The 13157-nt window shown below is 63.1% G+C and carries 13 protein-coding genes; 6 read left to right on the forward strand and 7 right to left on the reverse strand.

The window, feature by feature from the left end; all coding sequences use genetic code 11:
* Nucleotides 1–91: 91 nt before the first annotated feature.
* The 6 genes from ACWTU7_RS13930 (at nt 92) to ACWTU7_RS13955 (ending at nt 5064) form a co-directional block, all read left to right on the forward strand.
* Nucleotides 92–1078: a sugar ABC transporter substrate-binding protein gene (locus tag ACWTU7_RS13930; protein WP_455840320.1), complete on the forward strand. Its 987-nt coding sequence runs from the start codon at nt 92–94 to the stop codon at nt 1076–1078.
* A gap of 171 nt (nt 1079–1249) precedes the next feature.
* Nucleotides 1250–2251, forward strand: a complete 1002-nt coding sequence (locus tag ACWTU7_RS13935; RefSeq protein ID WP_455840380.1) for an ABC transporter permease — start codon at nt 1250–1252, stop codon at nt 2249–2251.
* The gene (locus ACWTU7_RS13940) at nt 2251–3042 is read left to right on the forward strand and encodes an ATP-binding cassette domain-containing protein (RefSeq protein WP_455840319.1); all 792 of its coding nucleotides are present in this window, start codon (nt 2251–2253) and stop codon (nt 3040–3042) included. Before ACWTU7_RS13935 ends, ACWTU7_RS13940 begins: the two co-directional genes overlap by 1 nt.
* Nucleotides 3043–3145: 103 nt before the next feature.
* A complete protein-coding gene (locus ACWTU7_RS13945; protein ID WP_455840318.1) occupies nt 3146–3457 on the forward strand; it encodes a MocE family 2Fe-2S type ferredoxin in 312 nt (103 codons plus the stop codon).
* A 1-nt stretch (nt 3458) separates the two neighbouring features.
* Nucleotides 3459–4241 carry a TIM barrel protein gene (locus ACWTU7_RS13950; RefSeq protein WP_455840317.1) on the forward strand — a complete coding sequence of 261 codons (783 nt, stop codon included), beginning with the start codon at nt 3459–3461 and terminating at the stop codon, nt 4239–4241.
* 10 nt (nt 4242–4251) lie between these two features.
* A complete protein-coding gene (locus tag ACWTU7_RS13955; RefSeq protein WP_455840316.1) occupies nt 4252–5064 on the forward strand; it encodes a 3-methyl-2-oxobutanoate hydroxymethyltransferase in 813 nt (270 codons plus the stop codon).
* 34 nt (nt 5065–5098) lie between these two features.
* On the opposite strand, the gene ACWTU7_RS13960 is transcribed toward ACWTU7_RS13955, so the two are convergent.
* From ACWTU7_RS13960 to lpxC, 7 genes are all read right to left on the reverse strand, one after another.
* On the reverse strand, nt 5099–5395 hold the full coding sequence (locus ACWTU7_RS13960; RefSeq protein ID WP_455840315.1) for an AzlD family protein: 297 nt from the start codon (nt 5393–5395) through the stop codon (nt 5099–5101).
* Nucleotides 5392–6120: an AzlC family ABC transporter permease gene (locus ACWTU7_RS13965; protein WP_455840314.1), complete on the reverse strand. Its 729-nt coding sequence runs from the start codon at nt 6118–6120 to the stop codon at nt 5392–5394. The genes ACWTU7_RS13960 and ACWTU7_RS13965 overlap by 4 nt, the downstream gene beginning before the upstream one ends.
* Nucleotides 6121–6342: 222 nt before the next feature.
* Nucleotides 6343–7035 (reverse strand): DUF2461 domain-containing protein, encoded by a 693-nt coding sequence (locus ACWTU7_RS13970; protein WP_455840379.1) that lies wholly within the window; start codon nt 7033–7035, stop codon nt 6343–6345.
* Nucleotides 7035–9242 (reverse strand): NAD-dependent DNA ligase LigA, encoded by a 2208-nt coding sequence (gene ligA / locus ACWTU7_RS13975; protein ID WP_455840313.1) that lies wholly within the window; start codon nt 9240–9242, stop codon nt 7035–7037. Before ligA ends, ACWTU7_RS13970 begins: the two co-directional genes overlap by 1 nt.
* Nucleotides 9243–9381: 139 nt before the next feature.
* Entirely contained in the window at nt 9382–11052 is a 1671-nt protein-coding gene (gene recN, locus ACWTU7_RS13980) for a DNA repair protein RecN (protein ID WP_455840312.1), read from the reverse strand.
* Nucleotides 11053–11065: 13 nt separating this feature from the next.
* Nucleotides 11066–11935: an outer membrane protein assembly factor BamD gene (locus ACWTU7_RS13985; RefSeq protein WP_023798747.1), complete on the reverse strand. Its 870-nt coding sequence runs from the start codon at nt 11933–11935 to the stop codon at nt 11066–11068.
* 203 nt (nt 11936–12138) lie between these two features.
* Complete coding sequence (gene lpxC / locus ACWTU7_RS13990; RefSeq protein ID WP_455840311.1) at nt 12139–13086, reverse strand: UDP-3-O-acyl-N-acetylglucosamine deacetylase; 948 nt, start codon at nt 13084–13086, stop codon at nt 12139–12141.
* Between the last annotated feature and the right edge of the window lie 71 nt (nt 13087–13157).

Below are 13157 nucleotides of genomic sequence, written 5' to 3' on the forward strand. Positions count from 1 at the left end.
GTCATGCAGCGCGAGCGGGAGAGAGGCGCGCGTGCGGGAGAGGCACAGTTTTCTAAACCCGTCTGAAGACGGCAAATGGGAGGAGAAAGACATGAAGCATATCACGAAACTCTTGGCAGCGATCATGCTGGCCAGCGTGGCGGCGACAGCCGTTACCTCCGCCATGGCGGAGCCCAAGGGAGCGAAAATCTTCGTTATCGGCGGCAAGGCCGACGATCCGTTCTGGTCGAAGGTCAAGAAGGGCGCCGACGACGCTGGCAAGGTCGCGGAATTGACGGGCGGCTCGGTGACCTGGCTCGGTCCGCAGAATTACGACAATCTCGGCCCGGACGCGGCCAAGCTCATCCGCACCGCGCTCAGCCAGAATCCGAGCGCCATCGTCGGCCCGGACTGGGTGCCCGAGGCCATGGATGACGCCTTCAAGGAAGTCGTAGCCGCAGGCGTGCCGCTCATCATCTACAATTCCGGCGGGATGGATGCAGCCAAGCGGCTCGGCGCCATGAACTATGTCGGCAACGAAGAATACACGGCTGGTCTGGGCGGCGGCGAATATTACGGCAGCCACGGCTCAAAGAACGTGCTGTGTGTCAACACCTTGCCGGGCGCCACCAACACCGAAGACCGCTGCAAGGGCATTGCCGACGCCATCGCCAAGAGCGGCGGCAAGTCCAGCCAGCTGCCGCTGCCCTCGTCCAGCTTCGGAAACCCGACCGTGGTGGCGGAGGCGATCAAGGCCGCGGTGCTGAAGGACAACACCATCGACGGCGTCATCACCATCAGCGCCGGCGACGCCAACAGCGCCGCCAACGCAATCGGCCAGGCCAATGTCGGCGACAAGGTCAAGCTTGCTTCCTTCGACATGGACGAAACCGGCCTGCAGCGCATCAAGGAGGGCAAGCAGATGTTCTCCATCGACCAGCAGCCTTATCTGCAGGGCTATCTCGCCGTGTCGCTGCTGAACGGCTTCGTCAACTATGGGCTCGACCTGCCAACGAAGCCGGTGCTGACCGGACCGGGCATCGTCGACGCCTCCAACGTTGACGCGACGTTGGCAGGTGCCGCCGCCGGCGCTCGCTAGCTTGCGCAAAGTGTCCGGCCAGAGGATGCGTCCGAGGGCCGGACATCGCCGGCCGGCGCCTCCGACGGAAGGCCGCGCCAGGCTCCCCATGTTCAAGCCAGGGACACTTCGATGACATCCCAAGCCCATGACCAACCCGCCGTGGCAGCGACTGCGCCCCCGCACTCTTCGATGCCCTCGATCGGGGGGCTCGTTCGGCGCCCCGAGGTCGGCTCGCTGATCGGCATGATCGCCGTGCTGGTCTTCTTCTCGATCTTTGGCGGCGCCAATTTCATGTCGGCCGGCGGCGCCGCGAGCTGGCTCAACGTCGCCTCGGAACTCGGCATCATCGCACTGCCGGTCGGGCTGTTGATGATCGCCGGACATCTCGACCTCTCCGTCGGCTCGATGGTCCCGGCCAGCTCGATGACCATTGCCATCATCTCGGGCCACTACGACCTGCCGATCATCGTCGGAATCCTCGCAGCCCTCGGCCTTGGACTCACCGTCGGGTTCATCAACGGCCTGCTGGTGATCCGCACCAAAGTGCCATCCTTCGTCGTCACCCTGGCAACGCTGTTCGCACTGGCCGGACTGACGCTCGGTCTCTCGGTCATTATGACGGGAAGCACAAGCGTGGCACTGAAAAGTGGGCCGATGGCAAAATTTCTGCTGGGCGATTATCTCGGAGGCAAATTCGAGGTAACGCTGTTCTGGTGGATTGCCGTCATCCTGATCGTCGGCTTCATCCTGAATTTCTCGCGCTTCGGCAACTGGATCCTCGCCATGGGCGGCGACGCCGTGAGCGCCCGCAATGCCGGCATCCCGACCGATCGAGTGACCATCGCGCTATTCATGAGCAGCGGTCTGTGCGCGGCCTTCGTCGGCATGTCGCAGGCAATCCTCTACAACAGCGCCCAGGTGGCCGCCGGCCAGTCGTTCATCTTCAACTCGATCATCGCCGTGGTCATCGGCGGCGTGCTGCTCACCGGCGGATACGGATCGGTGGTCGGCATCGTGCTTGGCACGCTGACCTTCTCGATCGTCAACCAGGGCATTTTCTACACCGGCTTCGACGCCAACTGGGCGAGCCTCATCATCGGCGTCCTGCTGCTCGCCGCCGTGCTGATGAATAACACGTTCCGCACCATGGCGCTGACCTACTCGCCGCGCACCAAATCGAGGGCCCGCTGATGACCACGCCCCTGCTCAGGCTGACCGGAATCAACAAGTCGTTCGGTCCGATCGACGTTCTTCACGACATCTCGCTCGACGTCAACAGAGGCGAGGTTCTGTGCCTGCTCGGCGACAATGGCGCGGGTAAATCCACGTTGATCAAGATCCTCTCCGGTGTCCACAAGCCGACATCGGGGACAATGGAAATGGACGGCAAGGCGCTCGAATTCGGCAGCCCCCGCGACGCCACCGATCATGGCATCGCGACGGTCCACCAGTTCGGCGGGACGTTCCCGCTGATGAGCATCGGCCGCTCCTTCTTCGTCGGCGCCGAGCCGACACGGCGCTGGGGGCCGCTCACCATCTACGACCGCAAGCGGGCCAACGAGATCGCCGTCACCGAGATGCGCCAGCTCGGGATCACCCGCATCGACGACGGCGACCGCCTCGTCGGCGGGCTGTCCGGTGGCGAGCGGCAGGCGTTGGCAATCGCGCGCGCTGTCCACTTCGGCGCCAGCGTGCTGATCCTCGACGAGCCGACCGCCGCACTCGGCGTCAAGGAGGCGGCTCACGTGCTGCGCATTGTGCTGCAGGCGCGCCGCAAGGGCATCGCGGTCATCTTCATCACCCACAATGTCGTCCATGCGCTGACCGTCGGCGACCATTTCGCCGTGCTGATCAGAGGCTCCAAGGCCGCCGATTTCTGCAGGGGCGAGAAAAGCCGCGAGGCGATCACCGACCTGATGGCCGGCGGCGAGCAGATGGCCGAGCTCGAAGCCGAGATCGAGAGCTTCAGCGCAACACAATGAAGACTCCCGCTCTCCTCCACAGGGCATCTTCTCGGGCGGCCGGCGGAATGCGTGTTCCCGCCGGCCGCCTTTCGACCAACCGAAGACAGACAGCAGGCAGACAATGGCGACGTGGATTAATGCGTGTGCGACTGACGATATCGAGGAAGAGGACCTGGTCCGCTTCGATCATGATGGCCGGACCTTCGTCATCTACCGCAGCCCCAATGACGAATTCTTCTGTACCGATGGCCTATGCACGCACGAAAAAGTGCATCTGAGCGGCGGGCTGGTCATGGAATACAGGGTCGAATGCCCGAAGCACAACGGCGTGTTCGATTACCGCACCGGCGAAGCGCTGCGCGCGCCGGTTTGCGTGAACCTTAAAACTTACAACACCAAGGTCGAGGCCGGCCGCGTCTATATCGAGATCTGAGATGAGTGATACGTTCACCCTTGCGGCCTGTGCCGAGATGCTATGGCGCGACCGGCCGATGGAATGGCGCGTCAGGCGCCTCACTGAAATGGGCTTTCATGTCGGCCTCTGGAACTGGCCTGACCATGACCTCGCAATGCTGGAAAAATCCGGCACGACCTTCTCGATCATGAACGGCTATCTCAGGGGCCGGCTTGCCGATGACGACGGCGCCGCCGAGTTGCTAAGGACGGCGAAGGAGACAGCGGCGGTCGGCAAGCGCCTCGGCGTCGCCCGGCTCAATTTGCACGGCACCGGACTGGGCGAAGGCGGCCTGCCGGTCACGCCCTGCGAGACCATCACCGGCGCGATGTGGCTCAAGGCCCGCGACACGCTGACCCGCATCGCCGACCTCGCCGAAGCCGAGGGCGTGATCTTCACGCTGGAGAATTTGAACCTTCCGGTCGACCACCCCGGCGTGCCGTTTGCGCACGCCGAACATACGCTGGCGCTGGTATCGAGCGTGAACCGGCCGGGCCTGCGCCTCAATCTCGATCTTTATCACGCGCAGATCGGCGAAGGGAATCTGATCAAACTCTGCCGCGCCTGCCTGCCGTGGCTCGGCGAGGTCCAGGTGGCCGACGTGCCAGGACGGATGGAGCCCGGCACTGGCGAAATCAACTATCGCGGCATCGCTCGCGCGCTGAAGGACATGGGCTATCGGGGGCCGGTCGGCATGGAGGCCTTCGCCTCCGGCGATCCCGAGGCGGCGCTCGAAGCCTTCCGCAACGCTTTCACCATCTGAGGGAACAGGAATGGTCACCAAGAACAGCCGGCCCACCGTCGCCGACATCCGCGCCATGAAAAGCCGCGGGCAAAAGATCTCCATGCTCTACGTCACCACGTTCGAAGAGGCAGCCGCGGCGGACGCGGCCGGCGTCGACATGCTGTCGATCGAAGGCCGCTTCTTCTCACCGGAGATGCGCGAGGCCGCTGGCCGCTGCTTCGTGCAGGTCGGTCTCCCCTACGGCCCCGCCGGCAATCTGGTGACATCAGAGGACTATCTCAAAGCTGCCTACCACTTCATGCGCCTCGGCGGCGATTGCTTCTATTGCGCAGCCTCGCTCGATATCCAGAAGACACTCTGCGACAATGCCGTGCCGATCGTCGCCCATGTCGGCCTGATCCCCTCGCAATGCACCTGGACCGGCGGCTTCAAGGCTGTCGGCCGGACAGCCGAAAGTGCGCGCGTCGTGTGGGACCATGTGAAGCGACTCGAAACCATCGGCTGCTTCGGCGCCGAGCTGGAAGTGGTGCCTGACCGGATCGGCGAACTGATCACCAGGAATACACCGATGATCATGCTTGGCATGGGTGCCGGGCCACATGCCGACGCGCAGTACCTTTTCAGCGAGGACGTGCTCGGCCACACCGCCGGCCACAAACCACGCCACGCCAAAACCTACCGCAACTTCGCCGCCGAGTTTGAACGGCTGCAGCGCGAGCGGGTCGCCGCCTATCGCGAGTTCATATCCGACGTGCAAACGGGCGCCTACCCCGAGCCGCAGCATGTGGTGCCCGTCACCGACGAAGAGCTTTTCGCCTTCAAGGCAGCTCTAGGCCTCTAGAGCGTTGAAGCGCGCGGCGCCTCGGTCAATCTGATTACCCGATGAACTGCCGCGCCAGGATCAACACCGCGGCGCCCGCCAGGAACATCGCCATCAGCCCGCCGCGCAGCGAGACCAGCGCGGTCACGATCAGCGCCGCCCATTCCGCCGGTCCGGCGGTAAGGGCGGCAGGCGCCACCAGTGTCGTCAGCACCGCCGCAGGCACGGCGTTCAGCCCGGCCTCGACACGCGGATGGATATTTTCGAAACGCGAGATGACCAGATGCCCGCCGATGCGGGTGAGATAGGTCGCGATCGCACCGGCGATGATGATCCACAAGGTTGTGCTCATGGCTTCGCCTCGACGCCGCTATGGTGCGGCGGCAGGATGACCGCCAGCAACACGCCGGCGACGGCGCCGATCGAGACATGCCAAGGCGAACCGACCGTCTTGTAGGCGATGATGGAGGCGGCAGCACTGGCAACGACCACCGGCAACCACAGCGGTCTCTTGCGGAAACCCAGGACCAGGCCGAGGAAATAGATCGGCAGCAGGAAATCGATGCCCAGCGCATGTGTATCGGGAATGAGCTTGCCGAACACCGCGCCAAGCGCGCTTTCGGTCACCCAGAACACATAGACCGGGAGGCCAAGCCCCATATACCAGGCAAAGCCGACGGTTTCGCCGGCCTCCGCCTTGCGCTCGGCCACCGCGAACTGCGGATCGGTCAGGATGAAATAGCCGACAGCCTGTTGCACAAGCGGCCAATGTGTGATGCGCCGGCCGATGCCCGCCGAGTAAAGCACATGGCGGAAGTTCACGGCGAAGATCGACAGCACGATCAGCCATGGCGCGACATGCTGCCCGAACAATTCGATGCCGACCATCTGGCTGGCGCCACCGAAAACCATGGCACTCATCAGGGAGGCTTCCAGCACCGAAAAACCGTTGTCGACGGCGATAGCGCCGAACAACAGCGCAAACGGCGCCGACGCCACCACGACAGGCATCGAGAGCCGCACGCCTTGCCAGAATTCGCTCTTCGCACCGTTTTCGGGGATTGCTTCCACCGACATCAGCCACTCCTTTAGAGCGCCGCTCGTCCTGTTGGACGCGGACGCTCTAACGCTTTGAATCGGATCACCCGAAAATCGATCCCGACTTTCGGGCCGATGCGGGGAAAGGCCGTATGTAGGGAGCGCTGCCAGCCTTGTCACACCAATTCGCTTGAGCCAATGATCAGCGGAAATGATCGCCGCAGCCATGTTGCACGTCAGGCCTGCGCCATCCTTCGGAGATTAATCCACCGGGACCCTGGCTTCGATCGCCCTGCCCCAGTCGAGCAGCGGCTTGGCCCGCAAGGCGAAATCGACAAGCTCGTCGACCAATGCCGGCCCATAGATTCCCGCAGGGTCGATTTCGTGCCGGACGGCGAAATGCCGGTTGCGGATGGCCGCCGCGAGATCGGCCTCCGTGACATGCTCGAAGCCGCGTGGCGCTCGCTTCATGCAACCTTCCGCATCGAGTTCGAGACGGTTTTTCTTCAGCGCCTTGATGAGCGCCCGGAATTCGCCCGGCCGCGTCGCGACGGCGTTGCGCATCGCCAGCAAGAGCGGCGGCCCGGGCTGCCACCAGGCAACGCCGGCAAAGCAGCGCTCAAGCCCGATATGGACGAAGAACACGCCCTGTTCCATCTTGGTGCCGTCAGGCGAAAGGATCGCCGACAAATGCCGGTTGTAAGGTCGTTTGTCCCTAGCGAAACGCACGTCGCGATTGATCCGGAACAGCGACTTCTTGCGATCGCCGCGCAAACCCAGCCCCACCGCCGTGAAGCGATCGGAGAGCGTTTCGATCAAATCGCCGAAGGGATCGCGCAGCTCGCGTTCGAAGAGGTCGCGGTTTTCCAGAAACCACTCCCGGCTCTGATGAAAATCGAGTGCCTTGAGAAAGGGAATAGCCTTTTGGCCGAAACCGTTAAATGCAGCGGCCATCATGCTCCTTTGCCGATCCGCTGCAACCAAGTGTCCTCGTCGATCACCTCGATGCCGAATTTGGTCGCGTCCTTCAGCTTGGAACCGGCCCCTGGGCCTGCCACCACGAGATCGGTCTTCGCAGAGACTGAGCCGGCGACCTTCGCGCCGAGACGTTCAGCCATCGCCTTGGCCTCGGGGCGTGTCATCTTTTCCAGCGTGCCTGTAAACACGATCGTCTTGCCGGCGACCGCACTGCCGGCTGAGACGTTCACAATGTACGGCTTCGGGTGGACCTGCGCGAGCAAGGCTTCAAGCACGTCGTCGTTTCGTTCATTGCCGAAGAAATCGCGAAGCGCGCCTATCACCGTGTCGCCGATGCCATTGATCGATGGGAAAACGGTGTGTGGATCGGCCGCCGCCGCAGTCTCCTTGCCGATGCGGATCAACTCCTCAATGGTTGAGAAGGTTCGGGCAAGTACAGCGGCCGTGGTCTCGCCGATATGGCGGATACCCAGCGCGAAAATAAAGCGATCGAGTTCCGGTTCGCGGCGAGCGTCGATGGCGGCGAACAGCTTGTCGAGACCTTCGTAGTTGCGTTCCTCGACACCACGCACATTCTTGCGCGTCTTGCCCGATGCGGCCTCGCGCTGCCTGGCCTGCTCCTCGCGCCGCTCAGCCAGCGCCTTGGTCACGGCGGGACGGCGATCCCTAAGAGTAAAGATATCGGCGGCTGTTTTGATCAATCCCGCATTGAAGAACAGGTCTATGTTTTCGGCGCCCAGGCCTTCGATATCCATGGCGCCACGTGACACGAAGTGGCGCAATCCTTCCACGGCCTGCGCGGGACAGATCAGTTCGCCGGTGCAGCGTCGGCGGGAATCTTCCTTGCCGGTCTTTTCGTTGATCTCGCGCGTTGCGGGTGAGCCACAGATTGGGCAGGTGTGCGGGAATTCGTAGGGCACGGCATCAGCGGGGCGCTTGTCGATAACGACGCTGACGATCTGCGGAATGACGTCGCCCGCCCGCTGGATGACGACTGTGTCGCCAATACGCACGTCACAGCCGTCGCGGATTGGCTGGCCGTTGCTGTCGAGACCCTTGATGTAGTCTTCATTGTGAAGCGTGACATTTTCGACCACCACGCCGCCAACCGTGACGGGCGCAAGCCGTGCAACGGGCGCCAGGGTGCCGGTGCGGCCGACCTGAATGTCGATCCTGAGCACGGTCGTCATTGCCTGTTCGGCAGGAAATTTATGAGCGATGGCCCAGCGTGGTTCGCCAGTGGCGAAACCCCATCTGCGCTGCAATTCCAACTGGTCCACCTTGTAGACGACGCCGTCGATGTCGTAGCCGAGCGACGAGCGCTGGGCCTCGATCAGGTGATAGTGCGCGACCAGATCGTCGACCGACTTCGCCCGCACCATCAGCGGACTGATCTTGAACCCCCACTCAGCGAATTTTTGCACTGAATCGTATTGCGTCGGAGCGGGATCCTCTGACGTGTAGCCCCAGGCGTAGGCTAAGAACTTGAGGTTGCGGCTGGCGGTAACGGACGGATCCTTCTGACGCAGGGATCCGGCCGCCGTATTGCGCGGATTGACATAGTCCTGGCCGCCAACCGCCGCCGACCGTTCCTTCAAAGCCTCGAACTCCGCATAGGTCATATAGACCTCACCCCGTATCTCGATCACATCAGGCCAGCCCGAGCCTTTCAGGTGCTTGGGGATGTCGGCGATTGTCCTGAGATTGGCGGTGATGTCCTCCCCGACGGCGCCGTCACCGCGCGTTGCCCCCTGCACGAACGCACCGCCTTCATAACGCAGCGAAGCCGATAGCCCGTCGATCTTCGGCTCAGCCGTGAACGCAATGTCCAGATCCTTGTCGCGGTTAAAGAAACGCCGGCCGCGTTCGATGAAGTCGGCGACATCCTGGTCGGTATAGGCCTTGGCAAGACTGAGCATCGGCACCGCATGGCGCACCTTGGCAAAGCCTTCCGCCGGTGGCGCGCCCACTCGGCGCGATGGCGAATCCTCTAGCACCAAAGCGGGGAAGCGCTGTTCGATGGCGAGGTTGCGCTGCGTTAGTGCGTCATATTCCGCGTCCGTTATAACAGGTGCGTCCTCGGTGTGGTAGCGCCGGTCGTGCTCGGCGATCTCCGCCGCCAGCCGCTTTAGCTCGCTTACGGCTTCGCTTTCGCTGAGCCAATCAACTGGTTTTTCGGCCATGCATTGCTCCCTTCCCGGTGGCGCGACACAATAGAACAGGATTCTCCCATGAGGGAGAGACCGGGACGAGAAAATCATTCCTGAACAGCGGGATGGAGCCACATCCTGACTCGATCCACAACGCCGAGCATGAGCTCTGCTATGCTGCGGTGTTCTCCCGCAGCAGACGCTCGGCAGCCGCACGCGCCTCGTCGGTGATGGTCGCCCCGGCGAGCATCCGCGCGATCTCTTCCTGGCGCGCGGCCCGGTCCATCTCGGCAATGCCGGTGGCGACACGATCGGCCCCACCGGATTTGGAGATCAGGAAATGCGTCGCCGCGCGTGCCGCCACTTGCGGCGCGTGCGTAACCGAAAGCACCTGCACGCGCTTCGACAGCCGCGCCAGCCTTTGGCCGATGGCGTCCGCCACCGCGCCGCCAACGCCGGTGTCGATTTCATCGAAGACCAAGGTCGGCGCCGAGCCGCGGTCGGCCAGCGCCACCTTCAGCGCCAGCAGGAACCGCGAAAGTTCGCCACCGGAGGCGACCTTCATCATCGGGCCCGGTCTTGTGCCGGGATTGGTGCGCACCCAGAACTCGACCTGATCGATGCCGTCTTCCATGCGGCTCTCTGCCTCACTTGCCATCTCGACGATGAAGGCTGCCCGTTCGAGCTTCAGTGCCGGCAGTTCGGCCATCACCGCCTTGGTCAAGCCGACCGCCGCCGCATGGCGAAGCGACGAAAGCTGTGCCGCCGAAATGTCGTAGGTCTCGCGCGCGGCGGCAGCTTGCTTCTCCAGCCCGTGCAGGCGCTCCTCGCCGGCGTCGAGATCGGCGAGATCGGCGGCCATCGTGTCTCGCAATTGCGCCAGATCGTCGACCGCCACACTGTGCTTGCGTGAGGCGGCGCGCAGCGAAAACAGCCGCTCCTCGGCCTGTTCCAGCCGCCGCGGATCGTATTCGGTGGCGCGAAGTGCCGCTTCCACCCCCGACTGTGCCGCGTCGAGCGACAGCATCGCCTCATCAAGCGATTTGACCACGTCTTCGAGCAGGCCGGGTGCCTCGGTCACCTTGCGCTGTAGTCGCCGCAACAGGCTGGCGAGTTGCGGCAAGGGCGAGGACGGGCCCGAGAGCACATCTTGCGCGTCATGGATTTCCGAGGCGATCTTTTCCGCGCGCATCATCGAGGCACGCAGTTCGGCAAGGTCGGCTTCCTCGCCGGGCTGGGGGTCGAGCTTCGTCAATTCGGCGACCGCGGCGCGCAGATAGTCGGCCTCGCGGGCGGCCGCTTCCACCTTGGCGCGATGTCGCGAAAATTCCTGCTCGCACGCCCGCCAGTGCCGCCATGCCTCGCCGGTCGCCCGCACAGCGCCGAGATGACCGCCGAAGCTGTCCAGCAATTCGCGATGGGCGCCGGGATCGACCAGGGCACGCTCGTCATGCTGGCCGTGGATCTCAACCAGCGCGTGACCGACGTCGCGCATCAGCGTCACGCTGGAAGGCTGGTCGTTGACGAAGACGCGAGTACGGCCATCCGCCGTCTGCACGCGGCGCAGAATGATGTCGCCATCGTCCTCGATAGCGTTATCGGCAAGCAGCATGCGGGCAGGATGGTTGCGCGGCACGTCGAACACGGCGATGACCTGGCCCTGTGCCGCGCCATGCCGCACCAGCGAGGCGTCACCGCGGGCGCCAAGCGCCAGCGACAGCGCGTCGAGCAGGATGGATTTTCCGGCGCCGGTTTCGCCGGTCAGCACCGAAAGACCGGACGAGAAGTCGATGTCCAGCTTCTCGATCAGAACGATATCGCGGATCGACAGTCTGGAAAGCATGGTGACGCGCCGCTCAGGCGCCGGTGATCAGCTTCCCGGCCTTGGCGATCCACGAGCCCGCATTCTCGCGCGGCTCGAGCCCACCAGTCTGCAGGAGCTTGTAGGAATCCTTGTACCACACGCTGTCGGGATAGTTGGTGCCGAGCACAGCCGCGGCAGTCTGCGCTTCCGATGTCAGCCCCATCGCATAATAGGTTTCGGTAAGGCGCGCGAGCGCTTCCTCGACATGGCGCGTGTTGGAATAGGTCTCCACCACGACGCGGAACCGCTTGACGGCGGCGATGTATTCACGGCGCTCGAGATAGTAGCGGCCGATCTGCATCTCCTTGCCGGCGAGCTGGTCGTTGGCGAAGCGGATCTTTTCCTTGGCGTCGTCGACATATTCGGAATCGGGCCAGCGCGTCACCAGATCCTGCATCGTCTGCACGGTCTGACGCGCTTCCTTCTGGTCCTGGGTGACATCCCTGATTTGCCGGTAGTAGCTGAGCCCGATGATGTACTGGGCATAGGCCGCGTCGTCGGTCGACGGATAGAGCGTGAGATAGCGCTTGGCCGAACCGATCGCCTCGGTATAGTTGCCCTGGCGATAGTCGGCAAAGGCGCCCATCACCATCGATTTGCGGGCGTATTCGGAATAGGGATGCTGGCGGTCGACCGCACTGAATTTGCGGCTCGCCTCCTGCAGGCGCCCGGCATTCAGATTGGCGAGGCCCTGATTGTAGAGAACGTCGGCCGGCTCGGTCTGCTCGACATATGTCGACAGGTCGACATCCTTCTCGGACGACATGCATGCCGACAGGAACAGCGATGGAACAACCACCGAAAGCGCCAGGAAAACAGCCCGATGCGGCGCTTTCGATTGACCAATTCGCTTGAAGAACATGATTGGATTCCGCCCTTTCGGCGTCATTTCAGTCGTCGGCAGCAGGCATAACCACAATCGCCGTGCCCGGCAACGCTATCTCCGGCCAATCGCACATTTTTGTGGCAGCCTGGCGCAGCCCGCACGCTTGCGTGATTTCGCCGGCCAATGGTGCATTCATGCAACACAGGCCGGCGGCCATAAAACCCGAAAAACGTTAAGAATCAGATCATCCAGGGTGCGTAGACAGGTGCATAGACGGCGCTCATCTCGGCGGTACGACCGCGCTCGCGGCGTGTCGTCTCGACGATCTCGAACGCTGAACGGTCCGACAAAAGGCGGCGCAGCGCTGCCGCATTCAGCCTGTGGCCACCGCGATAGGAGCGGAAGCAGCCAATGAACCGGGCGCCGGCCAGCGCCAGATCGCCCATGGCGTCCATCGTCTTGTGGCGCACAAACTCGTTGGGATAGCGCAGGCCTCCCATGTTGATCACGCGGTTGTCGTCGCCGATCACCAGGGAGTTTTCCAGCGAGGAGCCGAGCGCATAGCCGGCTGCCCACAGCCGCTCGACGTCCTTCATGAAACCGAAGGTGCGGGCCCGTGCGATATCGCGGCGGAAAATATCGGCATTCATGTCGGATGCGAAGAGCTGACGGCCGATCGCAGGGCTTTCGAAATCGATCTCGATTTCGAAGCGCGTGCCGTCATAGGGCCTGAACTCCGCCCAGGAGGCACCGTTCTCGATGCGAACCGGCTTGACCAACCTGATATAGCGGCGCTTGACCGGCAGCGACTCGATGCCCGCCTGGTCGATAGCCTCTACGAACGCCATGGCGCTGCCGTCAAGGATCGGAACCTCATGGCCGTCGATCTCGATGACGACATTGTCGATGCCGAGCCCGAAAAGCGTGGCCATCAGATGTTCGACGGTGGCGATGTGCTCGCCTGCCGGATCGCCGAGCATGGTGCACAGATCGGTAGCGCCGACCTCGGAAACGAGCGCACGGAACTCCCGGTCTTCGCTTCCATTCGAAAGCTGGAACACGACACCTGTATCAGCGTCTGCCGGCAGGAAATGAACGGTAACGGAATTGCCGCTGTGAACGCCGGTGCCGGTCAGCGTCGCACGCGATTTAAGTGTCGTCTGATAGTCGTGCAAAACAAACCCCATAGCCCATACTGCCTTCGTCCGCTTCATCAGCCCGAGGGCGCGGCTCTTTGATCGGCAGGCAGGGCCACTTC

This window comes from Mesorhizobium sp. BHscii (assembly GCF_053848065.1).

Bases quoted from the DNA above. Each gene is read 5' to 3' on its own strand.
- ACWTU7_RS13930 (WP_455840320.1), top strand. From the start codon at position 92: ATGAAGCATATCACGAAACTCTTGGCAGCGATCATGCTGGCCAGCGTG.
- ACWTU7_RS13935 (WP_455840380.1), top strand. From the start codon at position 1,250: ATGCCCTCGATCGGGGGGCTCGTTCGGCGCCCCGAGGTCGGCTCGCTG.
- ACWTU7_RS13940 (WP_455840319.1), top strand. From the start codon at position 2,251: ATGACCACGCCCCTGCTCAGGCTGACCGGAATCAACAAGTCGTTCGGT.
- ACWTU7_RS13945 (WP_455840318.1), top strand. From the start codon at position 3,146: ATGGCGACGTGGATTAATGCGTGTGCGACTGACGATATCGAGGAAGAG.
- ACWTU7_RS13950 (WP_455840317.1), top strand. From the start codon at position 3,459: ATGAGTGATACGTTCACCCTTGCGGCCTGTGCCGAGATGCTATGGCGC.
- ACWTU7_RS13955 (WP_455840316.1), top strand. From the start codon at position 4,252: ATGGTCACCAAGAACAGCCGGCCCACCGTCGCCGACATCCGCGCCATG.
- ACWTU7_RS13960 (WP_455840315.1), bottom strand. From the start codon at position 5,395: ATGAGCACAACCTTGTGGATCATCATCGCCGGTGCGATCGCGACCTAT.
- ACWTU7_RS13965 (WP_455840314.1), bottom strand. From the start codon at position 6,120: ATGTCGGTGGAAGCAATCCCCGAAAACGGTGCGAAGAGCGAATTCTGG.
- ACWTU7_RS13970 (WP_455840379.1), bottom strand. From the start codon at position 7,035: ATGGCCGCTGCATTTAACGGTTTCGGCCAAAAGGCTATTCCCTTTCTC.
- ligA (WP_455840313.1), bottom strand. From the start codon at position 9,242: ATGGCCGAAAAACCAGTTGATTGGCTCAGCGAAAGCGAAGCCGTAAGC.
- recN (WP_455840312.1), bottom strand. From the start codon at position 11,052: ATGCTTTCCAGACTGTCGATCCGCGATATCGTTCTGATCGAGAAGCTG.
- ACWTU7_RS13985 (WP_023798747.1), bottom strand. From the start codon at position 11,935: ATGTTCTTCAAGCGAATTGGTCAATCGAAAGCGCCGCATCGGGCTGTT.
- lpxC (WP_455840311.1), bottom strand. From the start codon at position 13,086: ATGGGGTTTGTTTTGCACGACTATCAGACGACACTTAAATCGCGTGCG.